Below are 16555 nucleotides of genomic sequence, written 5' to 3' on the forward strand. Positions count from 1 at the left end.
CCGCACACGGCGGCTTCCACGGGAAGGACATCGATTATGGACAGCCTGAAACTGCTTGCCCTCGACGCCGAAGACCTCGCGGTCGTCTCGGCCCATCTCCAGGACGCGGTCTTCAAGACCGACGGCCTCGCCTTCGACGCCCGCCAGCATGTCTTTTCGGTCGTCGTCAACCGCTTCGTCTGGGAGAGTGCCGCAAGCCGCGGCAAGAGTTTTGAGCGCCGCCGCGCCGTCGTCGCCTTCAAGCGCGTGAACGCCGTGCGTTCCATCGGCATCGACCGCAAGGATACGAGCGCCGTCTTCTCCTTGCTCGCCATAAACTTCACGCCGAAGGGCGAAGGTCCTGACGGAACGCTGGAAGTCGTTCTGTCGGGCAACGCTTCGGTGGCGCTCGATGTGGAATGCGTCGAAGTTCAGCTTGCAGATACCGGCGGAGCATGGGAAACCAGCTTGAAGCCCCGCCATCCAGCGGTTTGAATGCATGAACCGGCAGATGTGCCGGGAGACGACAGGGACGACAGACTTGGCGATCAGACTAGACTACCAGAGCAGCGATTTCGAAAGCCGGTTTGCTGCCTTCCTGACCACCAAGCGCGAGGTCTCCGAAGACGTCAACACCGTCGTGCGCGCCATCATCGACGATGTGCGCGCCCGCGGCGACACGGCGCTGGCCGATTACTCCAAGAAGTTCGACGGCCTCGATTTTTCCATGACCTCCATGCGCGTGTCGCTAGAAGAGATCGAGCAGGCCTATGACGCCGTCGACCCGAAGATCATCGCCGCCCTCGAACTTGCCGCCCAGCGCATCGAAAAGCACCATGCCCGCGCGATGCCGAAGGACGATATCTACGAAGACGAGATCGGCGTCGGCCTCGGTTCGCGCTGGACGGCGATCGATGCCGTCGGTCTCTACGTGCCGGGCGGCACCGCGAGCTATCCGAGCTCGGTTCTGATGAATGCCGTGCCGGCCAAGGTGGCCGGCGTGCCGCGTCTCGTCATGGTCGTGCCGGCCAAGGAAGGCGAGATCAACCCCGCCGTGCTCGCGGCCGCGCGCATCGCCGGCGTCGATGAAATCTACCGTATCGGTGGCGCGCAGGCCGTGGCCGCCCTTGCCTATGGTACGCAGACGATCGCGCCCGTCGCCAAGATCACCGGCCCCGGCAATGCCTTCGTCGCCGCCGCCAAGCGTCAGGTCTTCGGCACCGTCGGCATCGACATGATCGCCGGTCCCTCGGAAGTGCTCGTCATTGCCGATGCCGACAACGATCCGGACTGGCTCGCCGCCGACCTGCTCGCCCAAGCCGAGCACGATGTCGGCGCCCAGTCGATTCTCGTCACCGACAGCACCGCTCTTGCCGATGCGGTCGAGGCAGCCGTCGAACGCCAGCTGAAGACGCTGGAGCGCGCGGAGACCGCTGCCGCCAGCTGGCGCGATTTCGGCGCCATCATCCTCGTGCCGGACCTGAAGAAAGCCGTGCCGCTGGCAAACCGCATCGCCGCCGAGCATCTGGAGATCGCGACCGCTAATCCCGATGCCCTCATGCCCGAGATCCGCAATGCCGGCGCCATCTTCGTCGGCCGCCACACGCCCGAGGTCATCGGCGACTATGTCGGCGGTTCGAACCACGTTCTACCAACCGCCCGCTCGGCCCGCTTCTCCTCCGGACTCTCGGTGCTGGACTATATGAAGCGCACGTCGATCCTGCGCCTCGGCCCCGATCAGCTGCGCGCGCTTGGCCCTGCCGCCGTCACGCTGGCGGAGGCCGAAGGCCTCGGCGCCCATGCCCGTTCCGTCGCCATCCGGCTCAATCTGGAGAGTTGAGGCATGGGCACGAAGGGCAACTTCCGCCTCTGCGACGTGGTGCTGGACGATACGATCGGCCGCGCCACGCCCGATGTGGAGCACGAGCGTGCCGTTGCCATCTTCGATCTCATCGAGGAAAACACCTTCGAGCCGGTCGGCCATGCCGGCGGCCCCTACCGCCTTAATATCTCGCTTCTCGACAGCAAGCTGGTCTTCGCCATCCGCACGGAGAAGGGCGAGGACGTCGCGACCCATATCCTGTCTCTGACGCCGTTCCGCCGTATCGTGAAGGACTATTTCCTGATCTGCGAAAGCTACTATCAGGCGATCCGCTCCTCCACGCCGAGCCAGATCGAGGCGATCGACATGGGTCGCCGCGGTATCCACAACGAGGGCTCGCAGACCTTGATGGACCGCTTGTCGGGCAAGATCAAATTCGATTTCGACACGGCCCGCCGCCTGTTCACGCTCGTCTGTGTTCTCTACTGGCGCGGGTGAGTGGATGGAGAGTGCCTTCCCGACAACGCAGGAAGCCTCGTCGCGGATACCCCGTTCGATCCTTTTCATGTGTCGTATGAACGCGGTGCGTTCGCCAATGGCCGAAATGCTTGCGCGCAGCCTTCTGCCCGGCACCTATATCGCCTCTGCCGGCGTGCGTCCGGGCGAGCGTGATCCCTTCGTCGATGCGGTGCTCGACGAGGTCGGCCTGTCGCTCGGACGCCATGCGCCACATTCGCTTGACGAGCTGGAGGACGACTACTTCGATCTGATCGTCACCCTGGCCCCGGAGGCACATCATGCGGCACTCGAACTGACCCGTTCGATGGCCGTCGATGTCATGTATTGGCCCACACCCGACCCCACGGTTGCGACCGGAACCCGCGACCAGATTCTCAGCTCCTATCGCGATGTTCGCGAATTCCTGAAAACTCTGATAGAGAAGCGCCTGAAAGACCCGGGCTGACCGCAGGAAGGCCTGATTTTCGGCAAATGCAGAAACCCCGCGCTTCGGTGTTCACAAAGCACCGGGGATTGTGTAGTTTCCGGCAAATTTTTTGAGGCGGGCATAAGGCTCGCCCTCATCCACCCTACAGGAATATCATCACAAGATGGCAAAAGAAGAAGTCCTCGAATTTCCCGGCATCGTGACGGAACTGCTCCCGAACGCAACGTTTCGCGTCAAGCTTGAGAACGAGCACGAGATCATCGCGCACACCGCAGGCCGCATGCGCAAGAACCGCATTCGCGTTCTCGCCGGCGACAAGGTGCTGGTCGAGATGACCCCTTACGACCTCACCAAGGGTCGCATTACCTACCGCTTCAAGTAAGACGCTTTTCAAAGCCCTGGGGCAGCGCCCTCGTTCGGCCCTTGGCCAGAGAGCGAAATCCGGCGCCCCCGGCGCCTTCCCGGAGATCCCATGGCGCAGACCGACAAGCTCATCCTCGCCTCCGGCTCGCCGCGCCGCGTCGAACTGCTCGCGCAGGCGGGCATCGAGCCCGCGCGCCTGATGCCGATGGATATCGACGAGACGCCGAAACGCTCCGAGCATCCCCGCTCGCTCGCACGGCGCCTGTCGACCGGCAAGGCGCAGGCGGCGCTTGCCGCCATCAAGGGCGATCCGGCCTTCGCCGGCAGCTACATCCTCTCCGCCGATACGGTCGTCTCCGTCGGCCGGCGCATCCTGCCGAAGACAGAGATGATCGACGAAGCCTCCAGCGCGCTGCATCTGCTCTCCGGCCGCAGCCACCGCGTCTTCACCGGCGTGTGCCTCATCACGCCTGAGCGCACCGTGCGCCAGAAGGTCATCGACACGAAGGTCCGCTTCAAGCGTCTGTCGACCACCGATATCGAACAGTACCTCGCCTCCGGCCAATGGCGCGGCAAGGCGGGCGGCTATGCCATCCAGGGCATTGCCGGAGCCTTCGTCGTCAAGCTTGTCGGTTCCTACACCAATGTCGTCGGCCTGCCGCTCTATGAAACCCTGACGCTACTGTCAGGCGAAGGCTTCGACGTGCATGCTGGCTGGGCGGACGCCTGATGGCAGACGACAACGAAAAGCCCGCCGTCACCGTTGCGCCGCTCCGCAAGGCCGTGCCCTGTCCGATCTGCAGCCGCCCCTCGGCGCGTGAGCACTATCCCTTCTGCTCCAACCGCTGCCGCGACGTCGATCTCAACCGCTGGCTCTCGGGCTCCTATGCCATTCCGGTTGCCGATGGGGAAGAAAAGCCCGAAGACGACGAAATCTAAGCCCTTCGTCGCGGCAAAAATCCAATCTTTTCCACAACTTGAAAAGACTGTCATTTTTCCGGCAAAAAACTGCCGAGAGGGGTGGACACATTTTTGCAAGATGTTATAACCCCGCTCGCTTCCGGGGCGAAACCAAGCGCCCCACGGATTTCCAACCGAAATCCACCCGGATGCCCGGATAGCTCAGTTGGTAGAGCAGCGGATTGAAAATCCGCGTGTCGGTGGTTCAAATCCGCCTCCGGGCACCATATGTTTCCAAAACAATCATTTGCTTATTTTCTATGGCGGTTAGTTTCCGGGGCCCAGTTGACTCTGGATATCAGATCAAGGCGATTAACCACCTGGACGCAGGCGGCGCCTCATGCGATCGAGGGCGCGCCCGCCCCATCGTTTCCACCATGTCTTTTTCCCACGCGGCGGCGGCAAGGCTGCGGCACCGTAGCCTTCCTGCGCAATGGCACGGGCTATCCGGCTCCTCACGGCATCCAACAGAACAGGATCATGCCCAGGAAGAGCGTGTAGACGGCGCTCGATGATGGCGAGAAAGCGGGCTTGCCATTGGGTTTTCACGTTCATCGCGACCACCTGATCCGGTGCAAGCGCCTGCGGAAAGGGCCAGGGCTCACGGATGCCGCAGATCGTGAAGTTGAGCTTGGTCAGCACGCATTTCGGGCACAGGCCGCAATTCTCACCGGATCTCGGACCCGCCCAGCAGACCGAAAGCTCCGAAAGGATCGCCGGGCGTGCGGCCAGAGCGGCGATGCGGTCGATCCGATCGTAGGCACCGCCGTCCGACTCGATCCGGAAATCGCCCCGTGAAAAGAAACGATCGTTCCAGAAGCTGTTGCCCCAGACGGTGAAAGCATTGTCATAGGCCTCTTCGCTTGCGATCAGTCCCATGCCATGCCCGTCCGAAAACTGGTGCAGCACGGCAGCCAGGCCGGCGCCGAAGCTCATCTGCCAATTTGGCGCGGTTTCCCGCCAATTGGTACGCACGACGACGAAATCCACGCCAACCTCTCGTGCGATAGCCTCGCCGTGGCCACGCAGGCGACCAAAACCGTCGGTGGCGTCCAGCGGCATGTCGAAGCCGTGCACCATGACGGCGGAAACGAGATTTCGCTTGCCGGCCCATTCCGGTCCGCTGGCGTGGCGAAGCAACGTGAAGCTGCTATCGACGCCGGCCGAGAACGCCGCCACCGCCTTCTGCCGTTCCGGCACGACAACGGCGCTGCGGTCGATGGCTTCGGCGCGAATGGCGATCCTCTCGGCAAAGACGTCCGGACGCCAACGATGCCAGATCTCCTGGAAGTGCTCCAGCCCCTCCAAAAGAGTGCGATCGACGGGAAAATCCGGTTCCAGGTCGAAGCCGGCCTTCATGGCATGCGGAAGAAGGGCTATGACGGCGAAGTCGAAACTGACCGGTCCTACGGGGGCATCGCGCTCGAACCATACAGGCGGAGCGAGCTGCCCCGAATGCACGGTCAGGCGGCATCCATCAGCGGATGTGTGAACCGTCAGCTTCGATACCGGTCTTCGCCGCGCCATGCCCATCCTCTGTTCCATATCAATCCAAATGCTAAGCCGGCGCCTTCGGAAAACAATCCCCAGGGGCAATTCACCCGCGACACATTCCTCGCCCGACAGCGATCCATCGGCAGCCAGTTCACGGCATGCCGCCCGGTGCCAGCGCAGGCTGTCGAAGAGCCCCCTCCGGCAGCAGCGCCCGCCACGTTCGGCAATAGGAGAGCACCTTTCCCGTGCTGTTGTCGTGGAGCACGACCTGGCGGCCCATGGCCATGGCGAGAAGGGCTGCGTGGAGCCTGTCGGTTTCCACCACACGCCCCTCCGCCAGCATGGCGACGGCTTGATGCACCTTCCACATCGCAACCCGGTCCTGAGCAGGGCCGCGGTAGGATGGCGGAGCCAAGGCAAGAAACAGCTTTCCCAGGCGATTGGCAAAGCGCTGCCCCCTCATATCGCGCCAGTCTGGAGCGGATATCGAATTCGGAACCAAGGTTTCCGGGTCGCGGCGCATCAGTCGGACGACGTCCAGCCGCGCAGGTAGGATGGGGAAATCGAGCATGTGGCTGAGGTCGGCGCACAGCACGCTTTGCAGGCCGAAACACTCCTGCAGGACCGCTTGCGCGCCCATGTCCCTGGCGAAGATGCGGATGGAGGAGCGGCCACGGTAGAGCGCCCGGGTTTCGCCGAGCAGATTGAGGTCATTCGAAGCCGCCATGGCGCAACTCATCGGCAGTTGCACGATCGCATTGTCCGGCAGCGACCGCAGCACATTGAGGCGCATACGCTGGTGGCGCGGATAAAGATCCCCAAAATTTCCGCCGCCGAGAAAGTAGACGGTCCCGGTGCCGATCGCACGCCGGCATCGGGTGGCCGAAAAGCCGCGCAGCGTCGATGTGTAGGCAGGTGGACGACCGTTGAGCGCCTCCAGCACACGCCGTGCTCCAAGCCAGATCGCTGCGTCGCCCGGGTTGAGATAGTTGGGATAATCGATCAGCGCATAGGGCGCGGCGGTCGCCGTTTCCGAAAGGGCCTCCAGGATTCTCCGCCTCAGTTCCGTTGTCATGGTGCCTCGCTCCACAGGCACAGACGGCAGAATAGACGGGAGGTTTCGGACGACCTTCTGCTTGCCTTGACGAAAAGGGAAGACATCCCGCATGCCCCCGCCGTCCCGATACTCATAGCGGCGAGATCGCACCGACCGAAAGCTAGCGGAAGGCAAGGAACAAGGCATGCAGTCTCGAGCAAAGACCGACTCTTCCCTATCCGCTCCTCGCAGTGAGCAAGATTGATCACGTATAAAGGCCCCACCCCACGATTCCGTACTCCGATTACAGCACGACGCCACCCGATTGTCTCGCGACAAAACGGACTGTCTTTCACTGTGCGAAGAATACTTCCTGCTGCGGAAGGCCGAAGAGCCAAGCCGCCGCGAAAGAGCAGGACACTGGCGAATATTGCTGCTTGCCAGACCGTCTGACTTTGAAACGTTCACAGGCCGGTATATTGGGAGCGAGAATGAGCCTGCGACCCATTTGGAATCTGCATCGGCGTTGCGCAATGCACCCGGTGACATCGCGAGGACGCTTGTCTATCGGTCATGCGGTGTGTATGTGTGCCAGTCGTCATACGGCCGTCATAAAAAAACGCTTTGCGCCCTGGATACAGCCATAGGCCATGTTCCAAGTCTTTCGGAAACGAGGCGTCAGCGTGTCATGCCATCGCGCAGCACGCGACAAATGGTCGATCCAGTAAACCGGAGCAGTACGGAATGAACATTGCAATCATCTTTGGGGGTGGAGTCGGCGCCAGATTTTCAAGAAGCGGTACACCGAAGCAGTTCGTGGAACTGTATGGAAAGCCGATCATTGCATACACTCTGGAGCAATTCTCGACCAATCCTCTCATCGATGAAATCGTCATCCCGTGCGTCAGCGGCTGGGAAGAGTATCTGGAACGCATTATCGGCCAGTTCCACATCGGAAAGCGTTGCCACATCGTGTCCGGCGGGGCCACCTCCCACGAGTCGCGGCTCAACGCTATGCACTTCATCAACGACAGGTTTCCCGACGCGCGGGTTATCATCCTGCACGACGCGGTTCGTCCCTTGGTGTCCCAGGATAACATCACGAATATCGTAAAGGGCGCGCTGGCGCATGGCGCAGCGGTCTCATACGTGCCGATGACGGAAACGCCGGCGGAGACGACAGACTTCGAAAAACTCTCCGCCGTCCATAAAAGAAGCAAGCACATCATAATAAAGGCGCCGCAGGCGTTTAGCTTTGCCGAGGCCTACGAGGCGCACACGAATGTCGAAGGTCTTCCCGAGGACATTCTGATTGACAGTTGCACCCTTATGGCGCACCACGGAAAAAAAATACACTTGGTAGAGTCCACGCACGACAACATAAAAATCACAACGGCGAAGGACTACTTCATCTTCAAGGCATTGATCGATGAAAGACACTACGAAGTGATCTTCGGAATGCACTAGCGATCAACTCGGAATTGGCACCATGGCGAAAAAAAAGAAAAAGACGATCTGGCAGAAGCTAAGGTCGAAGTTCCTTTCTCTCGTGCAAAAGACGATCTTTTCGCTGGTGCGGATAGACAAGAGAAAGGTGCTTTTCGACCATTTCGATGGCCTCGATGTGGGGTGCAACCCCGGCTACATCGCAAAAAAGCTGTCTGAAACGCACCCGGATCTCAAAATCACCTGGCTGCTGTCGAAGCGCAACGACGGGCATAGCGCTAGCTGGCTGTCCTATACCGGGACCGATTTCCTGGCGAAATGCATCGCGCTCGCCTCCGCGCGCGTCGTGGTTTTCAACACCCTGAATTCGATGAGCGACTGGCCCAAGAAAAAGGGGCAGATCTGGATTCAGACCGGGCACGGCTCCTTCGGCATCAAGAAGATCGGCCTGGACGTGAACTTCAAGAGAAAGAACCTCATCAGGGCCGAGGCCAAGAAAACGACTTTCTTCCTCTCGAATTCGGCATTCGAGACGCGCGTGTTCAAGAGCGGCTTTGCCTTCAAGTCGCGGCAGGTCATCGAGATCGGCCATGCGCGAAACGACGTGTTTTTCGACGCCGCCCTGAGCGCCTCCATCAAGGAGCGCGTTTCCAAGAGATACGGCATCGAAGGCAAGAAGCTGATCCTGTTTGCACCGACCCACAGCGGCAACGATGTCGACTACATCGCCAAAATCGACGTCGAGAGCATTTTGCGCGCGCTGCGGGCCCGCTTCGGCGGAGAATGGGTCTTCGGGCTTCGCTTCCATCCCAGAACCCGCAACAAATTCCTCAAGCACGAGCTCTCCCTCGACAATCTCAAGGGCCCCGATATCGTTGATCTCTCGGCCCATTCGGATATGCAGGAGCTTCTTGTCTCGTCCGATGCGATGATCACCGACTATTCGAGCGGGATCTTCGACTTCCTGCTGACGAAACGCCCCTGCCTCTTCCATCTGGATCAAACGATGAAGAAGGAGCTCGAAGGCGCGCTCTACTTCGATTTCACCGACACACCGATCCCGGTCTCGTTTGATTCCGCCACCTTGATCGACAATATCGAGACATTCGATGTTGGCGCCTTCGAGAAGGGCGTCGACGGCTTCCTGGAAGGCGCAGGTTCGCTGGAAAGCGGCAAGGCTGCCGAGAAAGCGGCAAACCTGATCAAGATGGCCGCTCAAGGGACGAAGGTCGTGGAATTGCGCGCCATCTACGACGAGCGCAAAACGCGCGGTGCCGCAGCCGATCTCTCGGCCATCCCAGTTCAATCCGCTGCCGAGTAGAATGGACGCTCGACGGTTCGCCCGCATGCCGGGCTTCAATGCACTCGAAACAACGCTTCCGGCCGCTTGCCTGTCGGCGGGAGCGTTTTATTCAAACCGATAACCTCCACGGTGCGTGGCAGGTTCGACTTGTTAGGATGTCAAATGGGGCGCGACAGCACTTCCGCTCAGAAGTATGGGCTTCTGAGCTATTCCTCCATGAATATCGGCGATGAAATCCAAAGCATCGCCGCGCAGAGATTCCTGCCCCGCATCGATACGCTCGTCCACCGGGAACAGGTCAATACGTTCAAGTCCAGCACGAAGACGAAGCTGATCATGAATGCCTGGTGGATGTGGGAGCCCAAGAGGTTCCCCCCCAGCGACTCGATCGACCCGCTCCCGATCTCGATGTACATCCGCGACGACATCCGCGACAGCTTCAACGCGCGATCGCTCGACTACCTCAAGAAGGTGGGACCTGTCGGCTGCCGGGACATCAGCACGCTGGACTACCTGACGGGAAAAGGTGTCGATGCCTATTTCTCCGGCTGCCTGACACTGACGCTCAACAGGAACCCCGACCTGCCGCGCGGCGATTTCATTCTCGCAATCGACCTGCCGGATTCGGTTTTGCGCCTGATGCGGAAAAAGACCGGCAGGAGGGTCCTCTCGTTGACCGCGATCCTGACGCCGTCCTTCACACAGAACCAGCGCTTCGATCTGGCAAGGACGATGCTGTATCTCTTGTCGCGCGCGCATTGCGTCGTGACCACGCGCCTGCATGCCGCCCTGCCCTGCCTGGCGCTCGGCACTCCGGTCCTGCGCTTGGATCTCGCGAAGGACAACAACAACATCAAGTCCCGCTTCTCCGGCTACGACGGTTGCCTCCATGTTGCCCATGAAGGCATGGGGGACGAGATTTTCGCGAACTTCGATCTCGACAACCCGCCGGCAAACCCCGACAAGTTCCTGCCCATCCGGGAAGACCTGGTCCGCAGGACCACCGAATTCACCGGCTATGACAGCAATGCGGCCAGCTATGGCTACATGGATGACATCGATGCACTCGTGCGGGTGATGCAGAACCTGAAATACGACCGGCGCGTCATGAAGAAGACGCTCTGGTGGGGCCGCACGGGAGACTTGCTGAACATCTGGTTCCAGAAGTTCGTGCTGAAGAAGACCAAGAACGACCGGTAGGCGCCCCGCCGAACCGACCTGCTCTTTCCTGTTTGCATCATGCTCCCCTCCGGGGAGCATGATCGTTTTGGGTGCGGGCAACGAATGCCGTTACGCGGGCGCAACGCCAAAGGGAGCGCCTGGCGTTCGCGACGCCGACATTTTTACGGGAAGTGCCTCTTTCCACGTCCACAGGCGGGCGAGTTTCGTCTTTACTGCCAGGCGAAAACATGGGAAGCCAGCCGGCTAAGGAAGGTGCCTTGCTTCTTCCATCCCGGTAAAATCTACGTAGGTCATCATGTTCAAGCCTGAAGCCAAAATCATCGAGCAGGACGCGATCGAGATTGGCACTCTTTTCACTGAAAACGATCTCGGCGGCTTTGCAGGAAAGAAAATCCTTGTGACCGGTTCGACCGGCCTGATGGGGCTCTATATCCTGGCTGCGCTGAAACAGCTCAGTGACAGATACGGGCTTGGCATCCACCTCTACGCCTCGAGCCGGAACGTTTCGGCGGCCAGCCAGCATTTCCTCAAGTGGATGGACGATGCCGGCCTTGATGTCGTCACGTTCGGCGAGGAACAGATCCGTGGGCCCTATGACTACATTTTCCACACGGCCAGCTCGACCAATCCCGCCGACCTGGCGACACGCCCGCTGGACGTCATCCAGACCAACGTTCACTACACCAGTGACCTCCTGAAACTGCTGACCGCGCAAACCGGCAGCTTCATCTTCTTTTCCACGAGAGAAATCTACGGAAAGAAGGTCGACCCGGAAAAGACCTTCGTCGGCGAAACCGACTACGGTGTGCTGGACCCGCTCGATATCCGTTCCGCCTACCCCGAAAGCAAGCGTTTGGCCGAGAACATGGTTGCGTCGTTCAGCATGCAGTCGGGAAACCCCTACCGCATCTTCCGGATTTCCCACACCTATGGACCGGGCATCAAGCTGAACGATGGCCGGGTCCTGAGCGACATTATCGGTGCCATGGTCGCCGATGCAGGCATCCACCTGAAATCCGACGGCTCCCACAAGATATCGCCGACCTATGTCGCCGACGTCATTGCCGGCGTCCTGACGGGACTGATCCGCGGCGAGAATGGCTGTTATAACGTCTCCAATCACCGCGAAATCTATTCGGTGCTCGAGATCGCCAGAACGGCGGCCAGCAACAATGCGGCCATCGAAGTGACCCACCAGGCTTCCAAGCATGTTTCGCCCCTGTACCTGAAACATGACACGGGCATCCTGCTATCGGAAAAAATCCAGGCACTGGGCTGGGATTTCAAGGTTCCCCTGTCCGAGGGCCTGCGCCGCGTCTATGAACACTACAAGGTCAGCGCATAGGGTTATGCGTGTGGGCCTTCAAGCCGGCTACGCCGCTCTTGATCGACATGCGAGCGGGAACCGGCTTTGCCTGTATTTGGAAGCGTCATGAAGCATGAAAGATTATTTCTTTATCGATTCCAAATCAAAATCCAGCGTTGAGCAATATGCCTTCGTGTTCGAGAACGCCCTGTTCCGGCCGGCGGACGTGGAAGTCGCGGTCAAATTTCATTACGCGAATTTTTTCCGTCACGTCCTGTGCTGGAGGAAATACAAATTCCGCCTTCGTTTCGTCTTCAACATTCGCGAAACGCTTTTTCCTGACGACGATGGGCGCGTATATTACTTCTTCAACTCCGCAGAGAACCTGAAGCTCATAAAGAACAGGAAACACACGCACATATTTTTCGGCCACGGTGAAAGCAACAAGCGCGCATCGCTCCATCCGCTTTACCGGCTTTACGATTATGTGCTCGTCGCCGGCCCCTTCGCGGGCAAACGCCTGCAGCAATTCGACATCCTCAACGAGGCGACGGTCGCCGAGAGGGTGCGCGACATCGGCGGCGCCAGCGTCGCCAATGTCGACTACGACGATCTTCTCCTCATCGGTGACGAGGATATCCAGCCTTCCGCCCGCGGCTTGCTTTACATGCCGACATGGGAAGGGGGGGTGGATAGCGAGAACTATTCCACAGTGGACGAACCCCGGCTTGCCGATTTCCTCGTGCAAACCGCGCGGAAATTTTCTGCGGAGTTCATCTGCATAAAGCCGCACGCCAATACCGGCACGCGGCTTGCCGCGCTGAAGGAAAGGCTGGCCGATCTCATAACGACGATCGAGAGCCAGGGGATCAAACTGGTCATGACCAGAAAGGATCTGTCCGTCATACCGCGCTCGAAACGGCTGGCTTTGCGGACACGGCCGTGCACATCGTTAAAAATGCCGCCCGACTTTTCCTGCGCGATCGTCGATGTCTCCGCCGCCGAATCCATGGCAGCCAAGATCGGAGTTCCATCGATCGTTCTGGCAACGCGCAAAAACGGTTTGTATGCGCCGGAGCAGTACATGCAGACCAAAGGAAAGTCCGTCATTCATCTCGCAGACTGGACATCCATGGAGGCGTGCGCCTCCCACGCGTTAACGCAGGCCGCCAGCGACTACCAGAGGGACTACATCGATTTCTTCCTTGACGACGGCAATGCGAGATTCAGACACGCAGTGACGGAGATCGAAGCGGACCTGGAGCGGAAGCGCATACGCGGATCGCGCACCGACTGAGGCGGAAAGCAGCCGAGCCCGACGGCCGCACATCACCAACTTCGATGGAAGCGTCATAGAAACTCATGAGAAACCGGGACCAAAACCGGCTAGAGCTTGCTGATATCGCACAGCACCGTTCCGGAGTTCGTTGATCCCATGTCCTTTGCCGAAAGCCTCAGCCCCCGCTCCCTCCACGCCCCCGAAAGCGGGATCGTCGAAGTCGTGAACTATGCGCGGGGACGCGACGGGCTCATCCCTCTCTGGGTGGGTGAAGGGGATCTTCCGACGCCGGACTTCATCGCGCGGGCAGCATCCGAGGCTCTACTCAGGGGCGAGACCTTCTATACCTGGCAGCGCGGAATTCCGGAACTCAGGGCCGCACTGTCGCGCTATTATGCGCGGCGTTTCGGAGCGAACCTGCCGGCCGAGCATTTTTATGTGGTCGGGTCGGGCATGCAGGCGATCAAACTTGCGATCGAAGCGCTGGTCTCGCCCGGCGACGACATGGTGTACCTGACGCCTGCCTGGCCGAATTTTGCGGCGGCGGCCGAGCTTTCCGGCGCCAATCCGATTGCGGTGACGCTCGACTTCACCGGCGGGCGCTGGCAGGTCGATCTCGATCGGATCGAGGCGGCCATCACGCCGAAAACGCGCGTACTCTTCGTCAACACGCCCTCGAACCCGACCGGCTGGACCGCGACGCGGGAGGATCTGAAGAACCTTCTCGAAATCGCCCGACGCCATGATCTCTGGATCATGGCCGACGAGATCTACGCGCTCTATCACTATGCCGGCGGACGGGCGCCCTCCTTCCTCGACGTGATGGAAGAGGGCGACAAGGTCGTCTTCGTCAATTCCTTCTCGAAGAACTGGTCGATGACCGGCTGGCGCGTCGGCTGGATCGTCGCGCCACCGGAGATCGGCCAGGTGCTGGAAAACCTCGTCCAGTATTCCACCTCGGGCGTGCCGCAATTCCTGCAACAGGGGGCGATCGTGGCGCTCGACGAGGGGGATGCCTTCCTGCAGGCGAATATCGACAAGGCGACGAAGAACCGCGACGTCTTTTGCGACGCGCTGATCGCCACCAATCGCGTCGAGACACTGAAGCCGGACGGCGCGCTTTACGCCTTCCTGAAAATCGATGGGGTGACGGATTCCCGTCGCACCGCGATCGATATCGTCGATCGCACCAATGTCGGCCTGGCGCCCGGCACGGCCTTCGGTCCCGGCGGGGAACTGTTCATGCGCGCCTGTTTCCTGCGCGATCCTGCGCAGGTGGCGGAGGCCGCCGATCGGCTTGCCCGCTACATCGCGGCACGCTGATCCCGGATCTCTTTGTTTTCGTTTGTCCTTTCGGAAAACCGGGTTTCACTTTTCCCTGACAAACTCTACAGCCGGGCGAGCACGAAATCGGCACGCTCGGCCACCGCCACTTTCGGCAGGATGACCGTCTCATAGCCAAGCGCCGGGTAGACGCTCTCCAGCCGGTCATATTCGGCAAGGGCAGCGTCCAAGCCATGCCGGCGCTCAGTATCGCCCACATAGATCTCCGGCCAGGGCGGCGTCAGAAAGACCGTTCTGTTGTAGCGGTGCTCTACGGCAAGCGCAGCGATGACACGCTCACCGCAATGCGCTTCGAGCGCCGAAGCCGCATCGATCAAGCCGCGATCGAAGAAAACGAAGCCGTGCTCTCCCTGCATCGCGTCCCGATCGGCGAGCGCCATCGCCATGGCGCGGCGGGCGAAAGCGGCCAGATCCAGCCAGGGCAGGGCCGTGCCCCCGCTCGCCATTTCCTCCTGCACGATGCGGCGGCCAGGCTCCTCGACAGTCCTGTGGCCACGTCGACGCAATTCCTCCAGCAGTGTGGATTTCCCCCCACCGGAGCAGCCGGAAAGCACGATGAAGCGATCGGACATGGTCTTGCCTTTCTGCGGTTGAAAAACACATGGTCGCAATTGCGGTTGCGTCTTGTCTTCGGGCGCGCTGATATGCGCGAGATTCAAGCGATTCGGGGGAATGCATGGCGGTTCTGGTTACGGGCGGCGCGGGCTATATCGGCAGCCACATGGTTTGGGCGCTCGTCGATGCCGGCGAGGATGTGGTCGTTCTCGACCGGCTTTCCACCGGCTTCCGCTGGGCGGTCGCGCCCGAGGCGCGCTTCTACGAAGGCGATATCGCCGATGGTGCGCTGCTTTCCACTATCTTTACCGAGAACAGCATCGACGCGATCATCCATTTCGCCGGCTCGATCATCGTGCCGGAATCGGTCGCCGATCCCCTCTCTTACTACGAGAACAACACGGTGAAGTCACGGGCGCTGATCGCGGCGGCCGTGGCGGCGAAGGTGCCGCATTTCGTCTTCTCATCGACGGCCGCCGTATACGGCACGCCCGACGGCACCGAGCCCGTGCTGGAAACAGCCGCACTTCGCCCCGAATCGCCGTACGGCTCCTCCAAGCTGATGACGGAGATCATGCTGCGCGACACCGCCGCCGCACACGACTTCACCTACACGGCGCTGCGCTACTTCAACGTCGCCGGCGCCGATCCGCGCGGCCGCACCGGACAGTCCGGCGCGGGCGCCACCCATCTCATCAAGGTGGCAAGCCAGGCAGCCCTTGGCAAACGCGACGGCATGGACGTTTACGGCACGGACTATCCGACGCCCGATGGCACCTGCATTCGCGACTATATCCATGTCAGCGACCTTGCCAACGCGCATCTCAAGGCCCTGCAGCGCATGCGCGCCGGCGGCGGCTCGATCGTCGCCAACTGCGGCTATGGCAAGGGCTTCTCGGTGTTGGAAGTGCTCAAGCAGGTCAAGGCCGTGTCGGGTCAGGATTTCCCGGTGCGGTTCGCCGGCCGCCGGCCGGGGGATGCCGTGCTGATCGTCGCCAATCCCTCCATCGCGATGAAGGAATTGAACTGGCAGCCGCAGCATGACGATCTCGACTTCATCGTGCGCACGGCGCTCGATTGGGAAGAGCATCTCGGCAAGCGCAACCAGATCTGAACCGCTTCGACAGCGCTCAGTCCTCGCCGAGCTGCGCCTTCTCATAGGCGATGGCGTGCTGAATGAGCTGCGCCCAGATCCCTTCGTAGAAGTCGCCGTCAAGGCCCTGCGCCTGCGCATTGCGGTTGGCGTTGTCGCGCACTTCCTTCACACGCACCGGCACGTCGGCGGGAATGCCCAGACCAGCCTTGATCTCGGCGGCACGGCGGATGAAGCTCCAACGCTCCTCGAAGAGCGCCATCAGCGCCTGGTCGACCCGGTCGATGTTTTCGCGGATATCCGCCATCGTCGTGCAGTCTTCAGCCGTCTTCGCCATTCCGGTCTCCTTTTGCGAGACCCGGATAGCAGAGGAATGATCGGGGGGAAAGGCGTCTCGCTGTCGCGGGCGGACCGATGAACATCCGGTACAGGGCGTGCCGAAAAGGG

At 60.6% G+C, this 16555-nt stretch carries 18 protein-coding genes and 1 tRNA gene; 15 read left to right on the forward strand and 4 right to left on the reverse strand.

Going from position 1 to position 16555, the window contains the following annotated elements; all coding sequences use genetic code 11:
- The first annotated feature begins 36 nt into the window (after nucleotides 1-36).
- The 8 genes from MUU55_RS12540 (at nucleotide 37) to MUU55_RS12575 (ending at nucleotide 4297) form a co-directional block, all read left to right on the forward strand.
- A complete protein-coding gene (locus tag MUU55_RS12540) occupies nucleotides 37-474 on the forward strand; it encodes a DUF2948 family protein (protein WP_244761097.1) in 438 nt (145 codons plus the stop codon).
- Nucleotides 475-520: 46 nt separating this feature from the next.
- The gene (gene hisD, locus MUU55_RS12545) at nucleotides 521-1819 is read left to right on the forward strand and encodes a histidinol dehydrogenase (protein ID WP_244761098.1); all 1299 of its coding nucleotides are present in this window, start codon (nucleotides 521-523) and stop codon (nucleotides 1817-1819) included.
- Between the two features lie 3 nt (nucleotides 1820-1822).
- Entirely contained in the window at nucleotides 1823-2299 is a 477-nt protein-coding gene (locus tag MUU55_RS12550) for a UPF0262 family protein (RefSeq protein WP_244761099.1), read from the forward strand.
- Between the two features lie 4 nt (nucleotides 2300-2303).
- Nucleotides 2304-2765, forward strand: a complete 462-nt coding sequence (locus MUU55_RS12555; protein ID WP_244761100.1) for an arsenate-mycothiol transferase ArsC — start codon at nucleotides 2304-2306, stop codon at nucleotides 2763-2765.
- 145 nt (nucleotides 2766-2910) lie between these two features.
- Nucleotides 2911-3129 (forward strand): translation initiation factor IF-1, encoded by a 219-nt coding sequence (infA, locus tag MUU55_RS12560; protein ID WP_007759621.1) that lies wholly within the window; start codon nucleotides 2911-2913, stop codon nucleotides 3127-3129.
- A 90-nt stretch (nucleotides 3130-3219) separates the two neighbouring features.
- The gene (locus MUU55_RS12565; RefSeq protein ID WP_244761101.1) at nucleotides 3220-3840 is read left to right on the forward strand and encodes a Maf-like protein; all 621 of its coding nucleotides are present in this window, start codon (nucleotides 3220-3222) and stop codon (nucleotides 3838-3840) included.
- Nucleotides 3840-4049, forward strand: coding sequence for a DNA gyrase inhibitor YacG (gene yacG / locus MUU55_RS12570; protein ID WP_244761102.1), 210 nt, complete (start codon nucleotides 3840-3842; stop codon nucleotides 4047-4049). Before MUU55_RS12565 ends, yacG begins: the two co-directional genes overlap by 1 nt.
- Nucleotides 4050-4221: 172 nt before the next feature.
- Nucleotides 4222-4297 (forward strand) — tRNA-Phe (locus tag MUU55_RS12575).
- Nucleotides 4298-4382: 85 nt separating this feature from the next.
- Here the strand turns inward: MUU55_RS12575 and MUU55_RS12580 are convergent.
- Both MUU55_RS12580 and MUU55_RS12585 read right to left on the reverse strand, forming a co-directional pair.
- On the reverse strand, nucleotides 4383-5597 hold the full coding sequence (locus MUU55_RS12580; protein WP_244761103.1) for a hypothetical protein: 1215 nt from the start codon (nucleotides 5595-5597) through the stop codon (nucleotides 4383-4385).
- 118 nt (nucleotides 5598-5715) lie between these two features.
- The gene (locus MUU55_RS12585; RefSeq protein WP_244761104.1) at nucleotides 5716-6639 is read right to left on the reverse strand and encodes a polysaccharide pyruvyl transferase family protein; all 924 of its coding nucleotides are present in this window, start codon (nucleotides 6637-6639) and stop codon (nucleotides 5716-5718) included.
- Nucleotides 6640-7344: 705 nt separating this feature from the next.
- On the opposite strand from MUU55_RS12585, the gene MUU55_RS12590 reads away from it, so the two are divergent.
- The 6 genes from MUU55_RS12590 to MUU55_RS12615 all read left to right on the forward strand — a co-directional run bounded on the left by MUU55_RS12590 (nucleotide 7345) and on the right by MUU55_RS12615 (nucleotide 14439).
- Nucleotides 7345-8067: an IspD/TarI family cytidylyltransferase gene (locus MUU55_RS12590; protein ID WP_244761105.1), complete on the forward strand. Its 723-nt coding sequence runs from the start codon at nucleotides 7345-7347 to the stop codon at nucleotides 8065-8067.
- 22 nt (nucleotides 8068-8089) lie between these two features.
- Nucleotides 8090-9367 (forward strand): CDP-glycerol glycerophosphotransferase family protein, encoded by a 1278-nt coding sequence (locus MUU55_RS12595; RefSeq protein ID WP_244761106.1) that lies wholly within the window; start codon nucleotides 8090-8092, stop codon nucleotides 9365-9367.
- Nucleotides 9368-9511: 144 nt separating this feature from the next.
- Complete coding sequence (locus tag MUU55_RS12600; RefSeq protein ID WP_244761107.1) at nucleotides 9512-10549, forward strand: polysaccharide pyruvyl transferase family protein; 1038 nt, start codon at nucleotides 9512-9514, stop codon at nucleotides 10547-10549.
- A gap of 277 nt (nucleotides 10550-10826) precedes the next feature.
- Entirely contained in the window at nucleotides 10827-11876 is a 1050-nt protein-coding gene (locus tag MUU55_RS12605; RefSeq protein ID WP_244761108.1) for an NAD-dependent epimerase/dehydratase family protein, read from the forward strand.
- A gap of 94 nt (nucleotides 11877-11970) precedes the next feature.
- Nucleotides 11971-13134, forward strand: a complete 1164-nt coding sequence (locus tag MUU55_RS12610) for a hypothetical protein (RefSeq protein WP_244761109.1) — start codon at nucleotides 11971-11973, stop codon at nucleotides 13132-13134.
- Between the two features lie 138 nt (nucleotides 13135-13272).
- Nucleotides 13273-14439 carry a pyridoxal phosphate-dependent aminotransferase gene (locus MUU55_RS12615; RefSeq protein ID WP_244761110.1) on the forward strand — a complete coding sequence of 389 codons (1167 nt, stop codon included), beginning with the start codon at nucleotides 13273-13275 and terminating at the stop codon, nucleotides 14437-14439.
- A gap of 65 nt (nucleotides 14440-14504) precedes the next feature.
- Here MUU55_RS12615 and MUU55_RS12620 read toward each other — a convergent pair whose 3' ends face one another.
- On the reverse strand, nucleotides 14505-15032 hold the full coding sequence (locus tag MUU55_RS12620; protein ID WP_244761111.1) for an AAA family ATPase: 528 nt from the start codon (nucleotides 15030-15032) through the stop codon (nucleotides 14505-14507).
- Nucleotides 15033-15136: 104 nt separating this feature from the next.
- On the opposite strand from MUU55_RS12620, the gene galE reads away from it, so the two are divergent.
- Nucleotides 15137-16129 carry a UDP-glucose 4-epimerase GalE gene (galE, locus tag MUU55_RS12625; RefSeq protein WP_244761112.1) on the forward strand — a complete coding sequence of 331 codons (993 nt, stop codon included), beginning with the start codon at nucleotides 15137-15139 and terminating at the stop codon, nucleotides 16127-16129.
- 16 nt (nucleotides 16130-16145) lie between these two features.
- On the opposite strand, the gene MUU55_RS12630 is transcribed toward galE, so the two are convergent.
- Entirely contained in the window at nucleotides 16146-16445 is a 300-nt protein-coding gene (locus MUU55_RS12630) for a chorismate mutase family protein (RefSeq protein ID WP_244761113.1), read from the reverse strand.
- Nucleotides 16446-16555 lie beyond the last annotated feature (110 nt).

The sequence above is a fragment of the Shinella curvata genome (assembly GCF_022899935.1).
In the GTDB taxonomy this organism is placed as follows: Bacteria; Pseudomonadota; Alphaproteobacteria; order Rhizobiales; family Rhizobiaceae; genus Shinella; species Shinella curvata.